Origin of the sequence: Paenibacillus sp. 1781tsa1 (genome assembly GCF_024159265.1) — a bacterium.
Classification (GTDB): domain Bacteria; phylum Bacillota; class Bacilli; order Paenibacillales; family Paenibacillaceae; genus Paenibacillus.
In genome coordinates this window covers 4,905,927-4,928,094 of the sequence record NZ_JAMYWY010000001.1, presented here as the reverse complement: position 1 = coordinate 4,928,094, position 22,168 = coordinate 4,905,927, and the positions used below count along the sequence as shown (strand labels likewise).

Sequence of the window (22,168 nt, the reverse complement as noted above, 5' to 3'; positions counted from 1 at the left end):
CATCTCCTGTTATTCACTGTTATACTGATATTATAAACTATAATAGACGGACTGCACTATAACAGTAAAATGAAGATCATAACAGTTGGGGGAGCAACCATGCATATCGAATTAAAAAGGGGAAGCAGTACAAAATTGTACGTCCAGATTGCGCTAACGATTGCCGATCGCATCAGATCAGGACTCATTGAACCAGGAACCCGACTTCCTTCTGTTCGTAAAATGACCGCGGATTTGGGTGTTAGCCTGGTCACTGTATCCAAAGCGTATGCTGAACTTGAAGCGATTCAATTGATCACCTGCTCCCAGGGGAAAGGTTGTTATGTAAGAGGTACATTAAACGAAGATCCGATGGAGGATCTTGACCGAGCCAAGCGTAACCATGCCAACAGTGAATCCAGTACATCATGGAATTGGCAGATGGCACTCGTGGATTATTTACCGCGAGCGCAGCTCTGGAGACATTTTGATACGTCCCCTCAAGTGCGGTATGAACTTCATATGTCAGCGATTCAGCCTGAACTGCTACCTACACGCGAGATTATCGACAGTGCCTACCGGCTTTCCTCTGATCATGCTGAGCGTATGGCGGCGTATGGATCTTTTCAGGGAGATCGGGAGTTAAGACAGGTTTTCGCCGAACATTTTGCCGAGCGTGGACTACAGGTGGTACCTGAACGCATGCTAATTACAAGTGGTGCTCAGCAGGGAATTGATCTTGTGGCACGGACTTTTGTTGGACCTGGGGATGTTGTATACATGGAGGCACCAAGCTATACCGGCGCCATTGATGTATTTACGAGTAGAGGCGCGAAGATCATTACAGTTCCGATGGATGATGAAGGCATGCGTATCGATCTGTTGACCCGGTTATGTGATACCTATCCGCCCAAGCTGATCTATACGATCCCGACCTATCACAATCCAACAGGTATTACGATGAGTGCAAGAAGGCGAGCACAACTTCTGAATCTTGCGCAAAGCTACCACTGCCTCATTTTGGAGGATGACCCGTTTGCAGATCTTTATTTTCGGGACCCTCCGCCAGCTTCCATTAAATCGATGGATGGGACAGGTCATGTCGTATATATCAAAAGCTTCAGCAAGGTGCTCTCTCCAGGTTGCCGTATAGCCTGTGCCATCGCAGACGGAAGTGTATTGACCCGACTTGTGGCTGCGAAATCTACGGCAGACTTGGGCAGTCCACTGCTTACACAAAAGGCATTGCAATCTTTTATTCAGAATCAGTACGGTGCTTATGTATCCCGATTGAGGGATGAATTGTATTCTCGTTTGTGCGCAGCATCTGAAGTGCTGGAAGAGCATGCTCCTATGGGAATGCAATGGCGCTTGCCGGAGGGAGGACTCAATCTGTGGCTCCAACTCCCGAGTAACTTGGATATGCGTGAGCTGCATCATCAATCACTTTCTGCAGGGGTCTCTTTCCTCCCTGGTTCCGCCTGTTATGTAGGGGAGATGGATACACCAAGTCTGCGTATCTGCTTCACTGTAACAAACGTTGAGCTTTTGTGTGAAGGCCTTCGTGTGCTTTGCGGAGTCATTGACAGCGTATCACCTGGGCAGGGTGGGACAGTGGCGGACAGGCTACCGCTCATATAATTTTTCGGAGTATGGACATACATCCAATCCACTTTCGACCTGCTGCAATAGGTTATAGTATCACCAGAAAGGGAGTTGGTTTTGAAATGAACCATTACTGTCCACCGCTTTGCCCGATTGTCTGTGACCCGATCCAGGTTGTTGAGGATTACTACATCCCACAGATCGTACCTGTCATCCACCCGATTGAAGTGATCAAAAAACATCACTGTGTTCCGATTCACCACCACATGTACCCTGTAGTTGTCAAAGAAGAGGACCCTTGTTATGTTTCCAGTCACAATCCGAAGAAAAAGTCCGTGAAAAAATCAAGTAAAGCCCGCACGTCTTCTCGCAAGCGCTAATCGCAGCGGGTGCCCCGGGGAAATTGGATATAAACCAAAGAGCAGCGTACGCCCCGGGGCGCAGCTGCTTTTGTATTTTTACGGAGTAGAGTCGTTACGGTTACTGGGTATACTTTTTCATTGTATTATCCATTTGTTGTCTGACATGTTGCGGCCAGAACTGCAAAGGAGCGCTGTTGCCTGATGCGGCTTGCAATGCCTTATAGACATCGATTTGGCCATAGCCGAAATACTTATCGTGACCCGGATCACCGAGGTCAATAACACTTTGTCGCATCAAATCCATCACTTCCGTGTTGGTCAAATCCGGGTTTAACGAACGAATCAAACCTGCAAGTGCGGCTACATGGGGGCTAGCCATGGACGTTCCAGACAAGGCCGCATACTGATTGTTTGGATAGGTACTGGCGATACTGGACCCCGGGGCCATCACATCCACATAATCCCCATAGTTGGAATAGGAAGCTTTGCTCATATCCGGGTCCGTAGCAGATACGGCAAATACTTCCGGATAAGCAGCAGGGTATCCTGGACGCTCTGTATTATCGTTCCCTGTTGCTGCAATCAGGACGATATCCCGGTCAAAAGCATATTTAATGGCATCATGAAGAAATTGTGCATCAGCATAATTGCCCAGACTCATGTTGATCACTTTGGCTCCATGATCGGCTGCCCAGATGATGCCTTCGGCAACGGCATACGTGGTACCAGAACCCGAGTTGTCGAGTACTTTAACCGGTAGTACCTTGTTATACCAGCTCATGCCTGCCACGCCTTCATTATTGTTGACAATAGCGCCGATAATGCCTGCGACGTGTGTGCCATGTCCCACATCATCCATCGGTTTGCTACCCGGTTCAACCACATTATAACCATCAAGGAGCTTGCCCTTCAGGTCAGGGTGATTCATATCAACCCCCGTGTCGACCACTGCAACGATGACATCTTTGTTTCCTCTGGTAATATTCCAACCTCTGTTTGTCTCAATTGCAGGCAGGTTCCACTGATAATCGGAGAACAAAATGTCATTGGGTATCGTTACATCGGTTTGTTCAGTTACGGTATCATTGGTTAAATACATGTAGTGGGGCTCCATATAGAGTGGATTCCATTTGCTTTCGAAATAGCTATGCAATTGCTTGTAACTCATGTTTTCTGACCGAAAAACATACGTGTATCCCAGCTTGCGTATTGAGTTAGACCTTAGATCAGATTTAATGATACGCATATCACGTTCACCGGGATCCTGGCGAAAACGGATGACAATTTCATTTTCGTAAAAATGACTGGCATTGGCGTTATCATGTCCGGTTTTCACTGTGATTTCGTTAAGTGTATCCGGGTGAACAGACTCAATTTTGAATTTACCCTCACGCGGATAAGGGATCATGCGCAGATTTTTGCGCTGATGTTCTTCAACAGCATTTAATACGTTCTGGCTGAACAAGGCAATTACCGCTCTTTTGCCATCTTTGGAGGGTTGCCCCATAACAAAATATTTTTCTTTTCCCAAAGGAAAAGAAGAGGATTCAAAACTTTGACGTTTGTTTACCGCTTTTTTGGCAAGGTTCAGCGCATGTTGAAGCTTCTGTTGTTCCAACTTGCTTCCTTGTGTGGAAGCCTGATCAAACGGTTTATTGAATGAGCCATTGATGTTCATGAGATGAATGGATTTGATATGTTCATGTGAACCTCGGAGATCATTCACATATCGACTCACCTGCGCAGCATTCATTGTGGCGGTTTTTTCCAGCATGATACTGAGATGCTGCTTGGCATCCATGCGGGTCAGAAGATCGGTCGCTTTGACATCCTGCACTTTCAGACGCTGTTTACTCGTGTGCTCTTCATGAGCAGAATCAGACAGGGCACTAGGCTTGGGTTCGGGACGATTTGATGTTGGAAGCAGAAGTGTCAGAGCGAGTGCTCCCGCACCAGCTGCTAGGGCCCAGTTAATCCATTTCGGTCTGGACATGGTGGATGGAACCTCCTTCGTTCATTATGGACAATCATTAACAGTGCTTCATCGTTGTCACTGGTTATATCTATCGTTAGAAAAAGCGGAACGTTTTATGCAAGCGAGTTCGAGTCTGACTGCTTATAATAGGCATGTTTAATGGCAGAAACGGAAAGCATGATTAAGGGATACCGCTCGTCATCTTTTTATGGTAGGATTATAGCTGAGAATTCAAAGGTCAGGGGAAAACCACCGTTGGCCGACCTATATGTAAGGACTTATTTAAGGGGGAGCTACCTTTATGTCAGCAGCCAATGTACAGAAAACATGTGAGTCAACTAGGGAAAAGTTAAAACCGGCTATCGATCGGATTGAAAAATTTTTGAATGAGAATGCTTTGCCTGAACTGGATCAGAATCAGACGGAAGAATCAACAACCTTCTACAAAGGATTTCTTTCAGATCTCCGTCATTTGCTCGTTTTTTCTGAGGTTTCTTACGAAAAACTTGGCGTTGTGCTGCGTCGTGCCAACTTTGATGTCGATTTTGCCGAAAAGGCTCTTTATAATACGTATCACCAATGCGTAAACAGCTTTTTCTATCCCAAAAATGAATGTTATTCCGAAGACGGAAGATACGCTTACACAGGACAAGATGCTATTCGTTTTCGTGACAAGCCAATTCGTGCAGTGCGGGATGTCATTCTTGAGATTTCCAAAACGTACGAAGAATTGCGCGATGATCTGGCATATTATGAAAGTGATTACCTGACTCAGCGCCGTATGCAAAATCAACGGAATCACGCTTAATTTACGTTTTAAACCTTAATATGATATTGGACGAAACCGCCCTTGTGGCGGTTTTTTTGTGTTTTTAGTGAGAATCAGACGAGGTGAGATCATGTCATCATCTGGCATTTTAGCGGAGAATATCGGGTTTGTGGCGGGGAGACAATAGTAGTCGAGGTGATAAAAAATGAGCCAAGACAAACCAATTGTCAAATGCAGCGTCTCCAACTGCAACTTTTGGGGAGAGAACAACTTCTGCCAAGCTGATGCCATCATGATTGACATTGACCAACATGCCACCCGTCGTCTGCATGAGGAATTTGCCGGTGAGACATTCGACTCGGATCATCATGATCATGCGCGTACATCCTCTGCAACCTGCTGTCACACGTTCAAACCCAAGTGAGCAGTCATCCTATTCATAACGGAGGTGCTTCCAAATGAAAAATGACGATAACAACATTCGTTCTATTGATCGCCCTGAAAACAAGGGTGAAGTTGAAAAACAGCGTATGCGTGTGGATTATCCAAGGAAAGTACATCGGGAAGAGTACGGGGCTGAGGTGGCTCCTCCAACTGTTGTAAGAACTGGAGGCACCGAACGTTCAGAACCTGTAGTTGAGAAACATGAGGCAGACCGTGTCATGGAGTCAACAGGCAAGGTCGCAGGTTATATGGGGCTGGCTTTCGGTATTGCGTCCTTGTTTATGTGGTCAATCGTACTTGGACCAGCGGCAGCTGTTCTGGGTTACTATGCTTATGTAAATGGCCGGAAAACAGCGGGAGCTTGGTCCATTGGACTGGGTATTGTAGCCACGCTGAGTTATTTTTTCATGATCCCATTTGCGCGCTAAGTGTAAAATATGCTTCACCAAGCCTTCTGTTTTCACCCATGTGTGGTGACTTACAGGAGGTTTTTTTTCGTATATACGCAGGTTAGACCGTGGGATTCAACTATTTTTTTGAAAACAATGGAACCTTGCTGTAAAACGATGTAGAATAAGGTCATAATACGCTTAATTATACGGGAGTGGGTATAACTCATGCAGATTGATCCAAGCGGATCGCGGCAGTTGTTGGAACTGCAATTGTCCAATGTGAATAACCAAACCAGTGGATCACAATCAGATGCTGGTTCAGCAGTGGATTTCGCCAATGTGATGGACGGGCTGTTAGGTACGGGTGCGGGTGCCAATTCGACGAGCAATACGGATTCCACCGCTACGCTCTCCAAAAGATCCAGTGATGGTTTGTTGTGGTTACAACTCGGAAGCACGTACAATCCGGATATAAATACCGCAGGATCGTCCTCTGTCTCCAATAACATCGTTGAGTCTTTATTATCTTCATCCAATACAGGAATTGTGGATTCCGGGGCATCTGTACCTACGGATTATGAATCTTTGATTGCCGAGGCAAGTGCCAAATACGGTGTTCCTGAATCATTGATCAAGGCCGTCATTGACACAGAGTCCAATTTTAACCCAAATGTTGTGTCTTCCGCCGGTGCCAAGGGGCTCATGCAATTAATGGATGGGACGGCTGCAGGGCTGGGTGTAAATAATTCATTTGATCCTGCCCAGAACATAGATGCTGGTACGAAATATCTTTCTCTTCAGCTCCAGCGTTTCGGTGGAGAAGTGAAGATGGCGCTTGCTGCATATAATGCAGGACCGGGGCGTGTTTCACGTCTGGGCGTGTCGAGTGATAGCGAACTGATGAGTGTACTTAACCGTCTGCCTTCAGAAACACAGAATTATATCTCCAAGGTGGAGAAGGCACGGTCTAAATATGTGATCTAAACTCACAGAAAACATTTGCGATAACACATGATAGGCAGGATGAGATCCAATGTGGGAGCAGTAGCGCTTGAAACGCCTGTTCCCGGTTGGTCTTTTTGTGTTGTACGGGTATCGTGTTACAATGCTCACTGTAGATTCATGAACGAAGAGATAAGGGAGGTCTAACCTCATTTGAAATATTTTGATTATGCTGCAACCACACCTCCCCATCCCGATGTGATTCGTACGATGGCCGAAATTATGGAGACACAATTCGGTAATCCGTCCTCCATCCATGGGTATGGAGAGCGTGCCGATCAGTTGCTGCGTCGTGCTCGATCCGGATGTGCTGCGTCAATCGGCGTCAAGCCTGAAGAGATTCTATTTACTTCCGGTGCTACGGAGAGCAATAATCTTGCGATAAAAGGTGCGGCATTACGTTATCAGTCACGAGGCAGACATATCGTCACAACGGCTACCGAGCATGCCTCGGTGTATGAAAGTTTTATGCAATTGCAACAGTGGGGATGGGATGTGACGCTAATTCCTGTCAATTCCGCTGGTGTGGTGAATGCTCAGCAGGTTGTAGATGCGATCAGACCGGATACGGTGTTAGTAAGTCTGATGCATGTAAACAATGAAACAGGAGCCATCCATCCGATTGCAGAGATTGGCAAACAGCTCAAAAAGAAAGCACCACGCGTGCTTTTCCATGTAGATGGTGTTCAGGGTTTTGGGAAAATGGAGGCTACACCTGCCGATTGGGGTGCAGATCTGTACAGTTTGTCTGCTCACAAGATTCGTGGACCGAAGGGAGCGGGTCTCCTATATGTGCGAAGTGGAGTGGAGCTTACGCCACTATTGTCAGGGGGATCACAGGAGCATGGCCTGCGGGCAGGCACGGAGAACGTTGCCTTGCTGGTAGGCATGGCAAAGGCCATGCGGATGGCAGCAGAAGATCAGGTTGATTTTGCCCGACGTACAACGGTGCTCCGTGATCGATTGATGGAAACGATACGTGTTATTCCTGAATTTGAATTGAACAGTCGCACAGAGGGTGCACCGCATATTGTGCACTTCTCCTATCCCGGGATGAAGGCAGAAGTGGCGCTGCACACCTTGGAGCAACTTGGCGTAACCATATCCACCCAATCTGCCTGCTCTTCGCGTTCGGCTGAACCGAGTCGGGCTCTGCTTGCGATGGGCAGAGATGCAGCTTGTGCTGGTGGCGGATTGCGTATTAGTCTTGGAGATGAACATACAGAAGAAGATGTAGCCTTGCTTGAACGGGCTTTACATCAGATGGTGGCGCAGTTGCGACCCCTCGAAAGGCGGATGTGAATGGATATGAAATATGATATGCTGCTTCTCCGTTTCGGAGAGTTTATGTTAAAAGGGAAAAATCGTGCCCGATTCGAAAAAACGATCATTACACAGGTGAAAGCTTTGCTTAAACCTTATCCAGGAGCGAGCCTTCGCAAAGAATATGGCCGTGTCTATGTGGATCTTGGAGGTGAATCACATACTGAACTGATTAAGGTGCTAAAGCGTGTATTCGGCGTGATGTCGATTAGTCCGGTTAAAGTTACTCCATCCGAGCTTGATGAGATTGTGAAAACGGCAGTTGCTTTTATGGACGAAAGGGAAGATGAATTCAAGGAAGGCACCACATTCAAGGTAAATGTAAGGCGGGTATGGAAGGAGTTCCCGAACTCTTCCCATGAAATGAATCATTTGGTTGGTTCCCCGATCCTTCGGAAGTTCCAGCAATTGAGTGTTGATGTTCGTCAGCCTGATATTGAACTGCGAGTGGAAATTCGGGATCAGGGCACGTATATTTTCAATGAAACCATTCCGGCAGTAGGTGGGTTTCCGTTGGGCACGAATGGCAAAGCAATGGTGTTACTATCAGGTGGAATAGACAGCCCGGTTGCAGCCTGGTCTTCCATGCGCCGTGGACTTGAAGTGGAATGTGTACATTTTTACAGTTACCCGTTCACAAGCCAGCGTGCCAAAGAGAAAGTCATTGATTTGGCGCGTGCCCTTGCTGATCATGCAGGAACAATCAAGCTGCATCTGGTTCCATTTACAGAGATCCAAACGGCATTTACCCAACTGGGTCAGGACAATCTGATTATTACGCTGATGCGACGTTCAATGCTGCGAATTGCATCCAAACTTGCCGAGCGTGAGCGGGCACTCGCACTGATTACGGGGGATAGCTTGGGCCAAGTAGCGAGTCAGACTCTTCCGAGTATGAATGTCATTGGTCGTGCGACGGATCTGCCACTTTTGCGACCACTGGTGATGATGGATAAACAGGAGATCATTACCCTGTCAAAACAGATCGGAACGTATGACATATCTATTTTGCCATATGAGGATTGCTGTACTCTCTTTGTGCCAAAGTCACCTTCAACCAATCCAAATCTTCGAATTGTGGATAAAATAGAATCAACAATGAGCCATCTGTCAGAATGGGTGGATCAAGCGGTGGAATTAACAGAAACAATCACTCTGCACGCCGGGGAAACTTCTGTGGTAACGAATCAGACAGACGATAATGGCATGAAGGATGACTGGTTCTAAACTCAATAAAAATGAGCATGGCTGACATAATAAGGGCTATGTTAACTGCAAAAAAGGACTGTCCGATGAAATATCGTTCAGTCCTTTGCTGTATTCAGATGAAATTTTTAGTTTAAATTAGCCTACGAATAGGAGCGTTGCTGTTCCCCGCCAGATCCCTTATGGCTGGAACTGCTGGAGCGTTTGCGATAACCTGCAAAGACTACGCCTGCAATAACCACAACGATGAAGAGAATGCGCAATGCCGGATGCTCAGTAAAGTAAGGCAAAAGTCGCTGTTCCTCAGTGATCATATTGGAAGCCGTATACCCGAGAACGATGGCTCCGACATAGATGATCCAGGGAAAGTGATTAATTAGCTTGATAAACAGGGTACTGCCCCAGACGATAATAGGTACACTAATGAGGAGTCCAAGGATGACAAGCACGAGATGCTGTTGCGCTGCTCCAGCAACTGCAATCACGTTATCGAGTCCCATGGCTGCATCCGCAATCACGATGGTACGAATAGCGGTCCACAAGGAAGTTCCCGCCTGGACATCATTGTGTTCATCTCCCTGATCCGCCAATAATTTATAGGCAATCCAGATCAGAAGTATGCCTCCCACAAGCAAGAGCCACGGAACTTTAAGCAACCATAATACAACAACTGTTGCTAAAATTCGAATCAAAAGTGCGCCGCCAGTTCCATATAGAATCGCCTTTTTCTGCACGGAAGGGTGCAAATTTCGAGCTGCTAGACCAATGACGATGGCATTATCCCCAGCCAGAATGAGATCAATAAAGACAACGTTCAGCAAAGCCAGCCAGAATGTGGGACTAAATAGCTCCATGAGATATGTCACTCCTTATATACGGTTCAATCATTAAGAATAGCATGGACAACTCTGACATACAAGTTAATGTGGGGGGATGAGGACATGGATACACTATGGCTGTTAACTGAAATTTTAATGATCAATCTGGTATTGAGTGGAGATAATGCGGTGGTTATTGCGCTTGCCAGCAAGGATCTGCCACCAATACAACGTAAAAAGGCGGTATGGTGGGGGGCTTTTGGTGCGGTAGTGTTACGCTGCGTATTAACCTTTGTAGCGGTATTATTGCTCGGGATTCCCTTTATCCAAGCGGCAGGTGGGCTGTTGCTACTCTGGATTGCAGTGAAGCTGCTGCTTCAAAATGAGGATGAAGTACATATTCGAGAAGCCTCAACGACCTGGAAAGCCATTCAAACCATTCTGATTGCCGATTTTATAATGAGCCTGGATAACGTTTTGGCCATAGCGGCTTTGGCAGATGGAGATTTGGCTTTGATCGTCATCGGGATTGCAATAAGTATACCCATTGTCGTATGGGGGAGTGGGTTAATTGTTGGTTTGTTGAAGCGATTCCCGATTCTGGTATTCGCCGGATCAGGCATTCTGGCTTTCACAGCTGGTGAGATGGTGATGAAAGACCCAAAGTTAGGAGAATGGCTGGGAGGTATGGCATCAGAGGTACACACGCTGCTCCCCGCAGCAATGGCTTGTCTTGTCATTGCGGTTGGAGGAGCTCATAAATTTGTGCGGAAGAACGCATAGTTTAACTATGGAATTAGGCTTGAACATATGCCGTCTGAACCGTCCGGTTTAGGCGGCTTTGTGTTGAGAGAATACTCTCGCCATTACAACCTTCATTGGGCTAGTCATAAGTTGCACATTTTAGGGTAATACAGATAAAGGGCACATGCATAGTGCGACATAAAGTATAGTTTTTTGCCGAAACTTCGGATACACTAGAAGCAGGATTACAGGTATTAAAATCAACAGTCGAGCTGGAATGCGTATCCTTTATTAAGAAATAAAGTACATAGCCATGGTATATGAGGTGATTGCAGATGAGGATGAGAAATGAAAAAGCGATTGGACTATTTATTGTAGTTGCAGGAATTATCATTCTGCTTGGCAAGTTTGGTGTGTTTGGCTTCATTGGTCGTAATTTCTGGCCTTTGCTGATCCTGTTACCAGGTATCGCCCTTCATGCGTTATATTATGCGCGTATTTCACCATCCTGGTCACTTGTTCCTGCCGGGATCCTAACGGTGTATGGTGTTTTATTCAGTATAACGAATACATGGGGCGCTGGACTGATGAGCAGGCTGTGGCCAGCATTCTTGCTTGGGATTGCCATAGGGTTACTCGAATATGGAATGGCTGAACGGCGAAGACCTGAATATGTGTTACCTGCAGCTTTGATCCTTGGTGCGGTGTCTATCATATTATTCGGATTTACCTTGCTGCAAACGGGAATAATCTATGTACTTGCTGTCCTTTTGATCCTGGGCGGAGTCTGGTTATTGCTGGGACGAGGGCGTCAAGGGAGAGGCTGGTAACATTCCCAGTGGTCTTTTCGTGCGAAATATCTTGATTTTTACCTATAATAAACTATAATATAAGGGATATAGACATGCGTCGGGATATCACCGACGCTTATTTTGTGAGTAACCTGCGAAATTGCGGGAAGTTTAGTAGATAAGAATTGAAATTGGAAAGGATATGGATACAAACCATGCATTCAAGAGAACACATTCGCAATATTGCGATTATTGCCCACGTCGACCACGGGAAAACTACGCTCGTCGACAAGTTGCTCCAGCAATCCGGTACTTTCCGTGATCACGAAACGGTACAGGAGCGCGCAATGGACTCCAACGATTTGGAGCGTGAACGCGGTATTACGATTTTGGCCAAAAACACGGCTATAACTTATAAAGATTACCTGATCAACATTGTGGATACACCAGGACACGCCGATTTCGGTGGCGAAGTGGAACGTATCATGAAAATGGTTGACGGCGTATTGCTCGTTGTTGATGCTTATGAGGGCTGTATGCCACAAACGAAGTTTGTACTTCGTAAAGCACTGGAGCACAACCTGACACCTATCGTTGTTGTAAACAAAATTGACCGTCCAGCGGCTCGTCCGGCTGAGGTAATTGATGAAGTATTGGACCTGTTCATTGAACTGGGTGCCAACGATCAACAACTTGAATTCCCTGTTGTATATGCTTCCGCATTGAACGGAACATCCAGCATGGAAAGTGATCCTGCTAAACAGGATGACAACATGATGGCGATCTACAATACGATCGTTAGTCATATCCCACACCCTACCGAAAATGTTGAAGAACCACTTCAATTCCTCGTTACTTTGATGGACTACAATGAATACCTTGGCCGTATTGCCATTGGTCGTGTTAACCGCGGTGTGATCCGTCAAGGACAATCGGTAACGGTTATTATGCGTGATGGTAAGAGCAAAACTGCACGTATCGAGAAACTGTTCGGTTTCCAGGGTCTCAAACGTATTGAGACAGAAGAAGCAGGAGCAGGTGACATCGTTGCCATTGCAGGGATCAAGGACATCAATATTGGTGAAACCATTGCCGACCCTAACAATCCAGAAGCACTTCCAGTTTTGAAAATCGATGAGCCTACACTGCAAATGACGTTCCTCGTGAACAACAGTCCATTCGCAGGTCGTGAAGGTAAATGGGTAACTTCCCGTAAACTTCGTGAGCGTTTGTTAAAAGAATTGGAAACAGACGTTTCCCTTCGTGTTGACGAAACGGAAAGCCCGGATGCATTTGTCGTTTCCGGACGTGGTGAGCTTCACTTGGGTATCCTGATTGAGAATATGCGTCGTGAAGGATATGAATTGCAAGTATCTAAACCGGAAGTTATCATCAAAGAAGTTGACGGTAAGAAAATGGAGCCGGTTGAGCGCTTGTTGATTGATATCCCTGAAGAGAGCATGGGTTCCGTAATGGAGAGCCTGGGCGCACGTAAAGCAGAGATGGTTAACATGGTCAACACAGGTAGTGGTCAAGTTCGTCTGGAGTTCTTGATTCCAGCACGTGGTTTGATCGGATATAGCACAAACTTCCTGACATTGACTCGTGGTTATGGTGTAATGAACCATGCATTTGACAGCTACGCTCCAGTAGTATCCGGTCAAGTGGGTGGACGTCACCAAGGTGTACTGATCTCAACTGAAACGGGTACATCTACGTTCTACGGAATGATGGGTGTTGAGGATCGCGGTACGCTCTTCTTGGAGCCGGGTACTGAGATCTACGAAGGTATGATCGTTGGTGAACATACACGTGACAATGATATCGTTGTTAACATCTGCAAAGAAAAACAACTGACTAACGTTCGTTCTTCTGGTAAAGATGATACGGTTAAAATCAAAACTCCGATTATCTTCTCATTGGAACAGGCGCTTGAATATCTGAATGAAGATGAATATTGTGAGATCACACCGAAATCTATTCGTCTTCGTAAGAAGATCCTGAATAAATCCGAGCGTGAACGTGCAGAAAAACAACGCAAAATGGCTTCCAAAGCCTAATAACAACAAAATAATTTATATAAGTTAGCATTTGATGAAACACACATGCACCATCGACGTTGATTACAACCCACTAAAGTAGTGGAGGATACGGAATCGATTCTGTAGGAGCGAAGCGTTCGCCTTTATCCCCGGATTTTACCATTGAAAAATGGATCAAAAAAATCTGGGGATAACAGCGACCAAAAGAACGATCCGAATCCGAAACGGTCACATAGAGAGCTTTGTAATTAATGTTGTTGGTGGTGCTCCATCAACCAGTTAACTTATATCCTAGCATGAACACGAAAGGAGCTGGCTGTGCATGCAAGCATGGTTCGCATCACACCCGATCGTAGCCTACATCGTCATCTTTGTATTGATTACTTACGTATATAACAAGGTGTTTCGGGTACGTCAGAAATTGCCACTTGGTAAGGAAATCGTTCTCTATATTTTGATGGCGATGGGCACATTCATGCTTCTTATTTTTCAGATCGACAAGCTTCCCATCATTCAATGTTTGTTGGTCGCGGTTGGTTTGATGTTGTTAGTGAGAGTGCGTTATTTTATCGAAGGCCGTCAAAAGAAAAAAGCGGAAGCTGCCGCTCGAAACTCATAAATCCTGTCTTGTACAGACCATCCGTTTTCCTTAGGGAAAGCGGTTGTCTTTTATTTAGACAAAAACAGATGTGATAAAGGTGTTGAAGATATGAACTCAAATTCGAACGGACTGCCTCCACGGAGACAGGCACCAACGCAATCCGGTGCTTCTGGATCGAAGAATGGCAAGGGCAAGCAGCCTAAGAAGAAAAAGAGAATGAATGCTTTTGGCAGAATCCTTTTAAGTCTATTGGTTATTGCCATTGTGGTAGGCGGTGGATATACGTACTGGGTATACAATCAAGTCGTGGATACAGGCATCGATAAACCGGTACCTCCCGGGATGTCAGCCACAACCAAACCGATCACGATGCTGTTATTAGGCACAGATAACCGTCCTGAAACGGGCACATATCTCTCGGATGTCGTTATGGTGGCTTCGTTGAATCCGGAGACCAAGACGGCAACCATTGTATCTTTGCCGCGAGACACGCGTATTCAATTGGATGGGTACAAATCCAACAAGCTGAATTCCTATTATCCGAAATTCAAAGCACAGGAAAAAACCACTGGCAAAAATGCAGAGGATCAGATGAAAGAAATGATGGGCAAGTATTTGGATGTAGATATTAATTATACAACCGTCCTGAATTTCCAGGCATTCCGTGATGCTGTCAATGCTGTCGGTGGCGTGGATGTGACTGTGGATAAAAATATGTGTTATAGAGATACAGCCGATGGGACAGACATCAATTTGGTCGCAGGCCCACAACATCTCGATGGTAAAGCGGCACTGGATTTTGTTCGTTACCGCAAATCCAATTGTAATCCGAAGACCGCTGAATCCAATGACTTTGATCGTAACAAACGTCAAAACCAAGTGCTGAACTCCATGTTGGACCAAATGAAATCTCTTGGGGGTATTACGAAGATTAGCAAAGTGATTGGTGCAGTTGACAAGAATATGACGACAGATGTGGAATCGGAACAAATGAAAAACTTTATCTCGACGTATTGGAACATTTCCACTTCGGATGTGCATTATACTCCGGTTACCGGAGAGTGGAGAAGTCCATATGTGTATATTAATGAGACGGAACTCGCCAATGCCAAGCAGGCTTTACAAGATACACTTTCAGGTAAAGTAACGGCTTCACCTTCAGGCGAATAACCTTCATTCTTTTGGGATTGGAAGCACGTTAATCGGTATGCTATAATAACATAAACCAAGTACAAGAATTGCATAAAGAAGGTTAGGGGGCTGGTTGAATGTCCGAAGCCGTCACACAATTAACTGAATCTCTTTTACAGCAATTCAAGAATGAGACCTTTGTGCTTCTGAGCACAGTGGATGTAGAATCCGGAGGTCCGACTTCAACAGCCATCTCCTGGATTTATGCGGAGAATGCTTCTACTTTTCGTGTAGCAATTGATCATCGTTCACGTTTAGTGAATAACATGATGACTAATCCGCTCATTACGGTTACTGTCTTTGGAGAAGAGACAGTGTACGCAGTGAACGGACGTGCTGCGGTACGACAAGATCCGCTGCAGGATGTTCCATTTAATATGTGCTGTTTCGATATTACAATTGAAGCGGTGAGGAATGCTCTGTTTTACGGCGCTCAACTGTCCTCTGTGCCTCAATATGTCAAAATATATGATCAGCGTGCTGCTGAAAAATTAGATGGGCAGGTTTTTGCTGCCATGAAAAAAGCCTAGTGAGAGATCACTGGGCTTTTTGTTGTCTTTTGTCAGATGAATGCAGCTGCTGCATTTGTTGTTTTTGATTCACGTGTTCATCCGGATTTTGACGGACTTTGACGTCTTTCGGGAGTTGGGGGATAATTCGTCCCACCATGTCAGCGAGTTCTGAAGCAAAACCGGATATGGGATGACCTTGACGAATATGTTCACCAATCTCTTTAATTCGTTCAGTGACATCGGCATCAGCAGTAACAATGGAATCTACACCTTCGGGGTCTTTACGAAGCGCTTCGGCAACAGAGTATTTAATGGTACCTACCCGAGCACGTTCCAGTTCACCATCAACATCAATACCAACTACGGCTGTATTGCCGAGTATAACGCAGTTCGCATCTTTAACACCCTCCACTTGCTTGGCAAGTGCTTTAAGGTGATTGATTCGTTTTTCATTTGGCATCCGGCCACTCTTTGCATCATCCGCAATGTTGGTATCGTGGACTTCACCTGTATTCTCATTAAGACGGTCCAAACGTGAAGGATTCATCCGATCTTCCTGTGCATTGAGCATGTGAGATCCTTTCCTTTGATCTTGCTGAGTTGTTACATTTCCTCCGTAACCTTTCGCATGTGTACCCTGATTAGGCGAAGCGTTGCGTGTGGAACTGTTGCAACCTGTAAGTATAAAGATCAGAAGCAGCGTGCAAACCCATATTTTCATAAATGTTCATCCTTTCTTGGAGTTTTTCAGAATGGTTGACAATTATTTTGCCCTAGTCGAATACATTTATGTATGGGATCATGATTGTCCATGCCGCTGCTGAAAGATCACACTATCCATGCCTTTAACGACGCCGCTTTGGAGGGGATTGAATGAAAAAGATTTTTGTATTGGATACCAACGTGCTTCTGCATGACCCCAATGCCATATTTGCCTTTGAGGAACATGAGGTAATCATTCCCGCGGTTGTATTGGAGGAGATCGACTCCAAAAAAAGAAATGCCGATGAAATTGGGCGTAATGCCCGTAATGTATCCAGACTGTTGGATGGATTACGTGAGCTGGGTCACCTGCACAGTGGGGTGCCTTTGGCTAATGGAGGTAACCTGAAAGTAGAGCTGAATCATCGGAGTTTCGTTAAAGTTCAGGAAATGTTTGGTGAAGTATCCAACGATAATCGCATTTTGGCTGTCGCACTGAATTATCAGATTGAGGAAAATGAAAAGGAAGTAGTTGAGCGTCAGGTCGTGCTTGTCAGTAAAGATGTACTTGTGCGTATCAAAGCGGATGTACTTGGTCTGTTCACACAGGATTACTTATCAGATCGGACGGCAGGACTCAGTGAGTTATATCCAGGTTATACGGCCCTAAAAGTTCATCCGTCAGTGATTGATGAGTTTTACACATATCGTTTTTTACCAATCAAACCGTTACAGTTGTCTTATTCGTTGTATCCGAATGAATTCGTCATTCTCAAGGATGAGATGGGAACCAATAAATCGGCTTTACTTAAAGTGAATACAGAGGGAACAAAGCTGGAGCCGCTTTTCCTCAGTAATGATAATGTCTGGGGCATTAGCGCACGTAACGCACAACAACGCATGGCACTGGAACTGCTTTTGAATGACGACATCCCGCTTGTTACCATTACCGGTAAAGCTGGAACAGGGAAAACATTGCTGGCACTTGCAGCAGGTCTGCTTAAGGTAGAGGATGATCATAAATATAAAAAACTGTTGATTGCTCGTCCTGTCGTTCCGATGGGGAAAGATATCGGTTACTTGCCTGGTGAGAAGGAAGAAAAACTTCGTCCATGGATGCAGCCGATTTATGATAATCTGGAGTTTTTGTTCGACACCAAAAAAGCCGGGGATATCGATAAAATTCTAATGGGGCTTGGCAGTATTCAGGTGGAGGCATTAACGTATATTCGTGGAAGATCGATACCTGGACAGTTTATCATTATTGATGAGGCTCAGAATCTGTCCCGCCATGAAGTGAAGACCATTGTATCCAGGGTCGGTGAAGGCAGTAAAATTATTTTGATGGGAGACCCGGAACAGATCGACCATCCTTATCTTGATTCCGCCAGTAACGGTCTGACGTATATCGTGGAACGGTTCAAGCAAGAGGGAATCAGCGGACACATCATGCTCGAAAAAGGAGAGCGGTCCAAGCTGGCACAGCTTGCGGCTGATTTATTGTAAAATTCAGGGGATTTATTTCCCGGAAAATGTTGTTATTGAAGCCGGCTCTTAGAGCCGGCTTTTTTGCTGAAAAAATAAGAAAGCGTTTTTGCACAGAACTCGATATGCTCGTATTATGCAAAAATCCGAAAAAGTGTTTTTCGGCAGGGTAGGACAAGAGTACTACTTATTTGTTACAATAATTGCTGCAGGAAAAAACTAGGTGAACAAGGAGGGAAGTTAATGAAGCGTAAACATCAGGTTGTTTTGTTCGCGGTATTGCTGCTTTCGTTAACGATCTTGTCACCGAGTTTTGACTTTAGAGGTTCGCAGCTCAATCAGGAACAGGACCAGGAGAAGGATGCCTTTCCGGGTACTTCGTCACGTAATGAAGATGCACAATCTCCGCTGGAGATTGTGGTTGCCATGTCGGATGAAGAGTTCCAAGCCTTTCAAAAGATAGCCAAAGAAGTTGCTGCTTCCCAGCTGGTAGAGATTAATCTTCGGAATGAGAAGCCGGATACATATAAGCGTGTTTTAGATCTTGAATTTTCACTAGGAGAGAACGGGGATGTTGTTCTGCTTGATAGTGAGGAAGTGCAATACTATGCCCAAAAAGGGTACCTGTATCCGTTAAACGGAACAACATTATCGAAGTCGCTTGGAGATACGGTAGTTGGATTACGGGGAATGACAGAGTGGAATGGTTATCAATGGGGAATGCCTTTTGATTTTGATCCGTATATTCTGGCTGCACAATCTTCATTTCTGAAGAGAGCTGGAATGGAGTCATTACCTCACAATAAAGATCAGTGGGCCAAACTTACTCAACAAGCCATTGCCGAAGGCATCCCTTTAATTACGATGAACATCAATGATATGTACGGGACAAATGCGTGGTTAAATCATTTGGAACCGAGGATGGCACCTGATGAAGTTAATCAAACGCAATTAGATTCGCAACCAGGGAATCTCCAGCAGGGGATTCAATTGATGAATCACATTCAACCTCATATAATGGCCCAGTCTACCTATCCGATGTTCTCATCAACTGCTGAAGAGAATAACATACCCATGGTTGTATCATTGTTATCTCAATTATTAAGTGCAGATCAAGCGAGTACAGTTAATAAAGATTCTTTGGAGCGGATTACTTTTGAATCCTTGGAAACTGTAAGCTCCAGAAGCCTTGTCATTACTGCGGGTTCGGTTGAGGCAGAGGAGGCCAGTAGATGGATTGAAGGGATGACGTCTGCTTCGTCACAGCTAAAATGGTACCAGCAGGTCAACCGTTTGCCTGCAAAGCAACAGGAACTGGATTTGGAGACTGAGAAACTTGTTGGACGTTATGAAATGACAAAGAGACATTCCTGGTTCTCAACAACCCAAGATGCCCCCGCTGCAACGACCGAAAGTCTTGCTCTAATAACTCGTTTTCATAAAAAGGTACAACAATTCTTAAAGGGAGAGATTACAGCGAATCAATACGTAAATAGTATTAGAACGACGAACTAACCCTTAAGTTCCTGTTCAAAAAAAGTCTGGATTTTAACTTTAATGCAAGGGATGCCAGTAGGCATCCTTTTTAATTTAAGCAGACTTTTGGAACAATCTCTTTAAAATGATATAGCTAGTTTAACTTCCAGTATGCCTTCACTTGTTGAAACATCTGTTGCTTTGACGAAAGACAGGATTTTCTGTGGATAGAATCCAAGGTCGAATTCTCTTTCCAGCATTCGGCGGGTGGTGTCGGGCAATTCAAGCTGATTAAATACTAGTTTGTCTACATGAAAACGAATGGAGTTCTGAGGTTCATTTTCTACCGTATAATGTCCTTCAATGCTTAATTGCAACTGATCCCGCTGACCGGAAGCTATAATCTTATCCTGATTAAACTGAAAGGCAAAGTCTTCAAAGATGGGATTTTGGGAACGTAGAAATGCGTTAAGCTCATCCTGGCCAATTCGGATCGTATACGTTGTTCCAGTTGTGGATATGCCTCCGTTTTGTTTTTGGATAAAATCAGGCAGGTTCTGCATGGCAGATGCTAATGCTTTGAAATATCGTTTCACCTCATAGATGCCGATATTCTCCCAATAGAGGGTTAATTCATCCATCAGTTTCTGAATCGCTGCCGCATCTCCGCTGGTGGCTATTTGGGCATCTACTTCTTTTTGCAAGGCGACTACACGTTCCCGCTGGTTTTGAAGATTACTCTTCATTTCGGTTAATTCTGCTGTAGTCTGACGAATCTGAGTGGAAGTCTGTTGCATGTTGCGATACCGGTCCTGATACTTGTCCAGCACAGCCTGATCCCGTCCAATAATAATCTGGTAATAATCATACAGTACGAACAGATCTTTGAATGACCGAGCTCCCAGGACCGTCATGAGAAGACTATCGCGTTCACCAGTATAGTAGGACCTCACTACAGCTCCAGCCCGATCTTGCTGAATATGTATCTGCTCTTCCTGTTCTTGAAGTTGGACGGATAATGTCTCGTATTGTTGTGCCAGCTGCTTCTGTCTGCCTGCGATACGTTCAATTTCATGATCGATTTCGACGATGGATAGACTTTTTTGCAATATCTCACGTGTATCCTCAGATGAAGGCTCTCCATAGGCATAGGTTGAGGGTAGTTGCAGGAATACGATGATGCATAATATAAAGGCGGCAATGCCGTTATGACGTCTCACCGATCATTCTCCTTTCCACTTCTTTAATGACAATCGTACAGGCTAGTTGTCTTCCAGACAATATATGAAACAAATACGTGAATTATCCTTAGTGGTTACGTAACACCATGAACAACCATTTAATCTGAACACAACAAAAAAGCAACCCGACAGATATCGGATTACTTTGATGCTGCAGGTGGATTATAGCGGCAAACCCATTTGGAATACGGTCCAGTAGCTGAACCCCGTGAATGTGACGATCATATAACCCCAGAAGAGCAATATGTACGTTCTTTCAGTAAATTTCAAGTATCCCAAAATGACAAAAAACGCAGTCTGCAGGAAAAAAAGCAAAGCCATTTCGACCAGATCTCCCGCAAAAGCCATCAGGCCAATCGCAAGCGTGAAGAACCCGAGTACCCGAAACATGCGTGCCACGGTAAATCCTCCTCTCTAAGTACGATCATAGATTGTCTACACAACATTATACCGGGAAAGGAAAAACGTGTAAACAAATTTGGATATGAAAGCGAATTCTTTTTTTTCGCTCAAAGTAAGTGTAGCGGGATATGTTTTACATGTGTCACGTATGAGCAAGCCTGAATGTGGAAATACATTTTAGTATGAAATCAATTCTATGAACTCTATGAGAGGCATAAGAATGAATGAAGCAGCTTTTATACCTAATTCACATACCGGGCTTCCGGTAATGCGGACGGTTATTTTAGGATGTTGTTAGGAGGGTATTATAGCATGACTGCAGTGAGACAGGATGCTTGGAGTACAGAGGACGATTTGATATTGGCTGAGGTTACTTTGCGTCATATTCGGGAAGGCAGTACACAATTGGCCGCTTTTGAAGAGGTAGGCGAAAAAATAGGCAGAACATCTGCCGCATGCGGTTTTCGCTGGAACAGTTGTGTACGTAAAAAGTATGAGTCTGCCATCAGTAACGCCAAGGCACAACGGCAAAAACGAAGTTATCTCAGAAAGCAGCCAGCTATGCTTGGACCACAGGTTGCAGCATTGTCTACACTGGACACAGAAGAGCATCTGTACAAATCAGATGGGATTTCAGACGATTCATTATCGATGGATGCAGTAATCCGCTTCCTGCGACAATGGAAGGGAACCGTGCAGGAGAGCAATCGTCAACTCAAGATGCTGGAGAAGGAGCTTCGGGAGAAAGAAGATGAGTTGCTTGAACTGCGTCTTGAGAATGACCGTCTCTCCAAGGAAGTGAATGAAGTTCAGACGGATTACCGCGTGGTGAATGACGACTACAAAGCTTTGATTCAGATTATGGATCGAGCTCGTAGACTCGCATTTTTGTCCGAAGAAGAAGAAGAACTCAAAACACGTTTCAAGATGGATGCCAACGGGAATCTGGAACGAATTGAATAGCAAGTACAGACGTCTGATTTGTGAGAGTCAGGTATGAACCCGTCACACCTCCGTTACACAACGGCAGGTATGACGGGTTTTTAGTTTAGTGTTTTTGTTCTATTATAGATAAGGGAAGCGTAACTACTGAAGCGGATAGGAGT

22 protein-coding genes are annotated in these 22,168 nt (G+C 45.0%); 17 read left to right on the top strand and 5 right to left on the bottom strand.

All coding sequences use genetic code 11. From position 1 onward, the window contains the following. Window positions 1–99: 99 nt before the first annotated feature. Complete coding sequence (pdxR, locus tag NKT06_RS22250; protein ID WP_253439376.1) at window positions 100–1,620, top strand: MocR-like pyridoxine biosynthesis transcription factor PdxR; 1,521 nt, start codon at window positions 100–102, stop codon at window positions 1,618–1,620. A gap of 86 nt (window positions 1,621–1,706) precedes the next feature. After that, window positions 1,707–1,964 (top strand): hypothetical protein, encoded by a 258-nt coding sequence (locus NKT06_RS22245; RefSeq protein WP_076211601.1) that lies wholly within the window; start codon window positions 1,707–1,709, stop codon window positions 1,962–1,964. A 100-nt stretch (window positions 1,965–2,064) separates the two neighbouring features. Here NKT06_RS22245 and NKT06_RS22240 read toward each other — a convergent pair whose 3' ends face one another. Then, window positions 2,065–3,939: a S8 family peptidase gene (locus NKT06_RS22240; RefSeq protein WP_253439374.1), complete on the bottom strand. Its 1,875-nt coding sequence runs from the start codon at window positions 3,937–3,939 to the stop codon at window positions 2,065–2,067. Between the two features lie 283 nt (window positions 3,940–4,222). On the opposite strand from NKT06_RS22240, the gene NKT06_RS22235 reads away from it, so the two are divergent. The 6 genes from NKT06_RS22235 to thiI all read left to right on the top strand — a co-directional run bounded on the left by NKT06_RS22235 (window position 4,223) and on the right by thiI (window position 9,078). Beyond that, window positions 4,223–4,729, top strand: a complete 507-nt coding sequence (locus NKT06_RS22235) for a YpuI family protein (RefSeq protein ID WP_253439372.1) — start codon at window positions 4,223–4,225, stop codon at window positions 4,727–4,729. Window positions 4,730–4,895: 166 nt separating this feature from the next. After that, entirely contained in the window at window positions 4,896–5,114 is a 219-nt protein-coding gene (locus tag NKT06_RS22230; RefSeq protein WP_076211597.1) for a DUF1540 domain-containing protein, read from the top strand. Window positions 5,115–5,148: 34 nt separating this feature from the next. Then, the gene (locus tag NKT06_RS22225; protein ID WP_253439370.1) at window positions 5,149–5,562 is read left to right on the top strand and encodes a hypothetical protein; all 414 of its coding nucleotides are present in this window, start codon (window positions 5,149–5,151) and stop codon (window positions 5,560–5,562) included. A 189-nt stretch (window positions 5,563–5,751) separates the two neighbouring features. Further along, window positions 5,752–6,510, top strand: coding sequence for a lytic transglycosylase domain-containing protein (locus NKT06_RS22220; protein WP_253439368.1), 759 nt, complete (start codon window positions 5,752–5,754; stop codon window positions 6,508–6,510). Window positions 6,511–6,681: 171 nt separating this feature from the next. After that, complete coding sequence (locus NKT06_RS22215; protein ID WP_253439366.1) at window positions 6,682–7,830, top strand: cysteine desulfurase family protein; 1,149 nt, start codon at window positions 6,682–6,684, stop codon at window positions 7,828–7,830. A 6-nt stretch (window positions 7,831–7,836) separates the two neighbouring features. Further along, a complete protein-coding gene (gene thiI / locus NKT06_RS22210; protein ID WP_253442711.1) occupies window positions 7,837–9,078 on the top strand; it encodes a tRNA uracil 4-sulfurtransferase ThiI in 1,242 nt (413 codons plus the stop codon). A 122-nt stretch (window positions 9,079–9,200) separates the two neighbouring features. On the opposite strand, the gene NKT06_RS22205 is transcribed toward thiI, so the two are convergent. Beyond that, a complete protein-coding gene (locus NKT06_RS22205) occupies window positions 9,201–9,911 on the bottom strand; it encodes a TerC family protein (RefSeq protein ID WP_047843768.1) in 711 nt (236 codons plus the stop codon). Between the two features lie 87 nt (window positions 9,912–9,998). Here NKT06_RS22205 and NKT06_RS22200 point away from each other — a divergent pair, with 87 nt between their 5' ends. The 6 genes from NKT06_RS22200 (at window position 9,999) to NKT06_RS22175 (ending at window position 15,774) form a co-directional block, all read left to right on the top strand. After that, window positions 9,999–10,658, top strand: coding sequence for a TerC family protein (locus NKT06_RS22200; RefSeq protein WP_253439364.1), 660 nt, complete (start codon window positions 9,999–10,001; stop codon window positions 10,656–10,658). Between the two features lie 296 nt (window positions 10,659–10,954). Further along, entirely contained in the window at window positions 10,955–11,449 is a 495-nt protein-coding gene (locus NKT06_RS22195) for a hypothetical protein (protein WP_253439362.1), read from the top strand. 176 nt (window positions 11,450–11,625) lie between these two features. Further along, window positions 11,626–13,470, top strand: coding sequence for a translational GTPase TypA (typA, locus tag NKT06_RS22190; protein ID WP_253439360.1), 1,845 nt, complete (start codon window positions 11,626–11,628; stop codon window positions 13,468–13,470). Between the two features lie 304 nt (window positions 13,471–13,774). After that, window positions 13,775–14,071 (top strand): YlaH-like family protein, encoded by a 297-nt coding sequence (locus tag NKT06_RS22185; RefSeq protein ID WP_036614990.1) that lies wholly within the window; start codon window positions 13,775–13,777, stop codon window positions 14,069–14,071. Between the two features lie 90 nt (window positions 14,072–14,161). Then, window positions 14,162–15,223: an LCP family protein gene (locus NKT06_RS22180; protein WP_253439358.1), complete on the top strand. Its 1,062-nt coding sequence runs from the start codon at window positions 14,162–14,164 to the stop codon at window positions 15,221–15,223. Window positions 15,224–15,321: 98 nt separating this feature from the next. Next, complete coding sequence (locus NKT06_RS22175) at window positions 15,322–15,774, top strand: pyridoxamine 5'-phosphate oxidase family protein (RefSeq protein WP_253439356.1); 453 nt, start codon at window positions 15,322–15,324, stop codon at window positions 15,772–15,774. 7 nt (window positions 15,775–15,781) lie between these two features. Here NKT06_RS22175 and NKT06_RS22170 read toward each other — a convergent pair whose 3' ends face one another. Then, the gene (locus NKT06_RS22170) at window positions 15,782–16,477 is read right to left on the bottom strand and encodes a YhcN/YlaJ family sporulation lipoprotein (protein ID WP_253439354.1); all 696 of its coding nucleotides are present in this window, start codon (window positions 16,475–16,477) and stop codon (window positions 15,782–15,784) included. A gap of 152 nt (window positions 16,478–16,629) precedes the next feature. On the opposite strand from NKT06_RS22170, the gene NKT06_RS22165 reads away from it, so the two are divergent. Together NKT06_RS22165 and NKT06_RS22160 are read left to right on the top strand one after the other, a co-directional pair. Next, window positions 16,630–17,964, top strand: a complete 1,335-nt coding sequence (locus NKT06_RS22165; protein WP_024628438.1) for a PhoH family protein — start codon at window positions 16,630–16,632, stop codon at window positions 17,962–17,964. Window positions 17,965–18,186: 222 nt separating this feature from the next. Continuing rightward, window positions 18,187–19,458 (top strand): ABC transporter substrate-binding protein, encoded by a 1,272-nt coding sequence (locus NKT06_RS22160; protein WP_253439352.1) that lies wholly within the window; start codon window positions 18,187–18,189, stop codon window positions 19,456–19,458. A 101-nt stretch (window positions 19,459–19,559) separates the two neighbouring features. On the opposite strand, the gene NKT06_RS22155 is transcribed toward NKT06_RS22160, so the two are convergent. Further along, window positions 19,560–20,639, bottom strand: a complete 1,080-nt coding sequence (locus NKT06_RS22155) for a hypothetical protein (RefSeq protein ID WP_253439350.1) — start codon at window positions 20,637–20,639, stop codon at window positions 19,560–19,562. A gap of 183 nt (window positions 20,640–20,822) precedes the next feature. Then, window positions 20,823–21,059, bottom strand: a complete 237-nt coding sequence (locus tag NKT06_RS22150; protein ID WP_076332330.1) for a DUF2626 domain-containing protein — start codon at window positions 21,057–21,059, stop codon at window positions 20,823–20,825. A 315-nt stretch (window positions 21,060–21,374) separates the two neighbouring features. On the opposite strand from NKT06_RS22150, the gene NKT06_RS22145 reads away from it, so the two are divergent. Next, a complete protein-coding gene (locus NKT06_RS22145) occupies window positions 21,375–22,025 on the top strand; it encodes an RsfA family transcriptional regulator (RefSeq protein ID WP_215077527.1) in 651 nt (216 codons plus the stop codon). Window positions 22,026–22,168 lie beyond the last annotated feature (143 nt).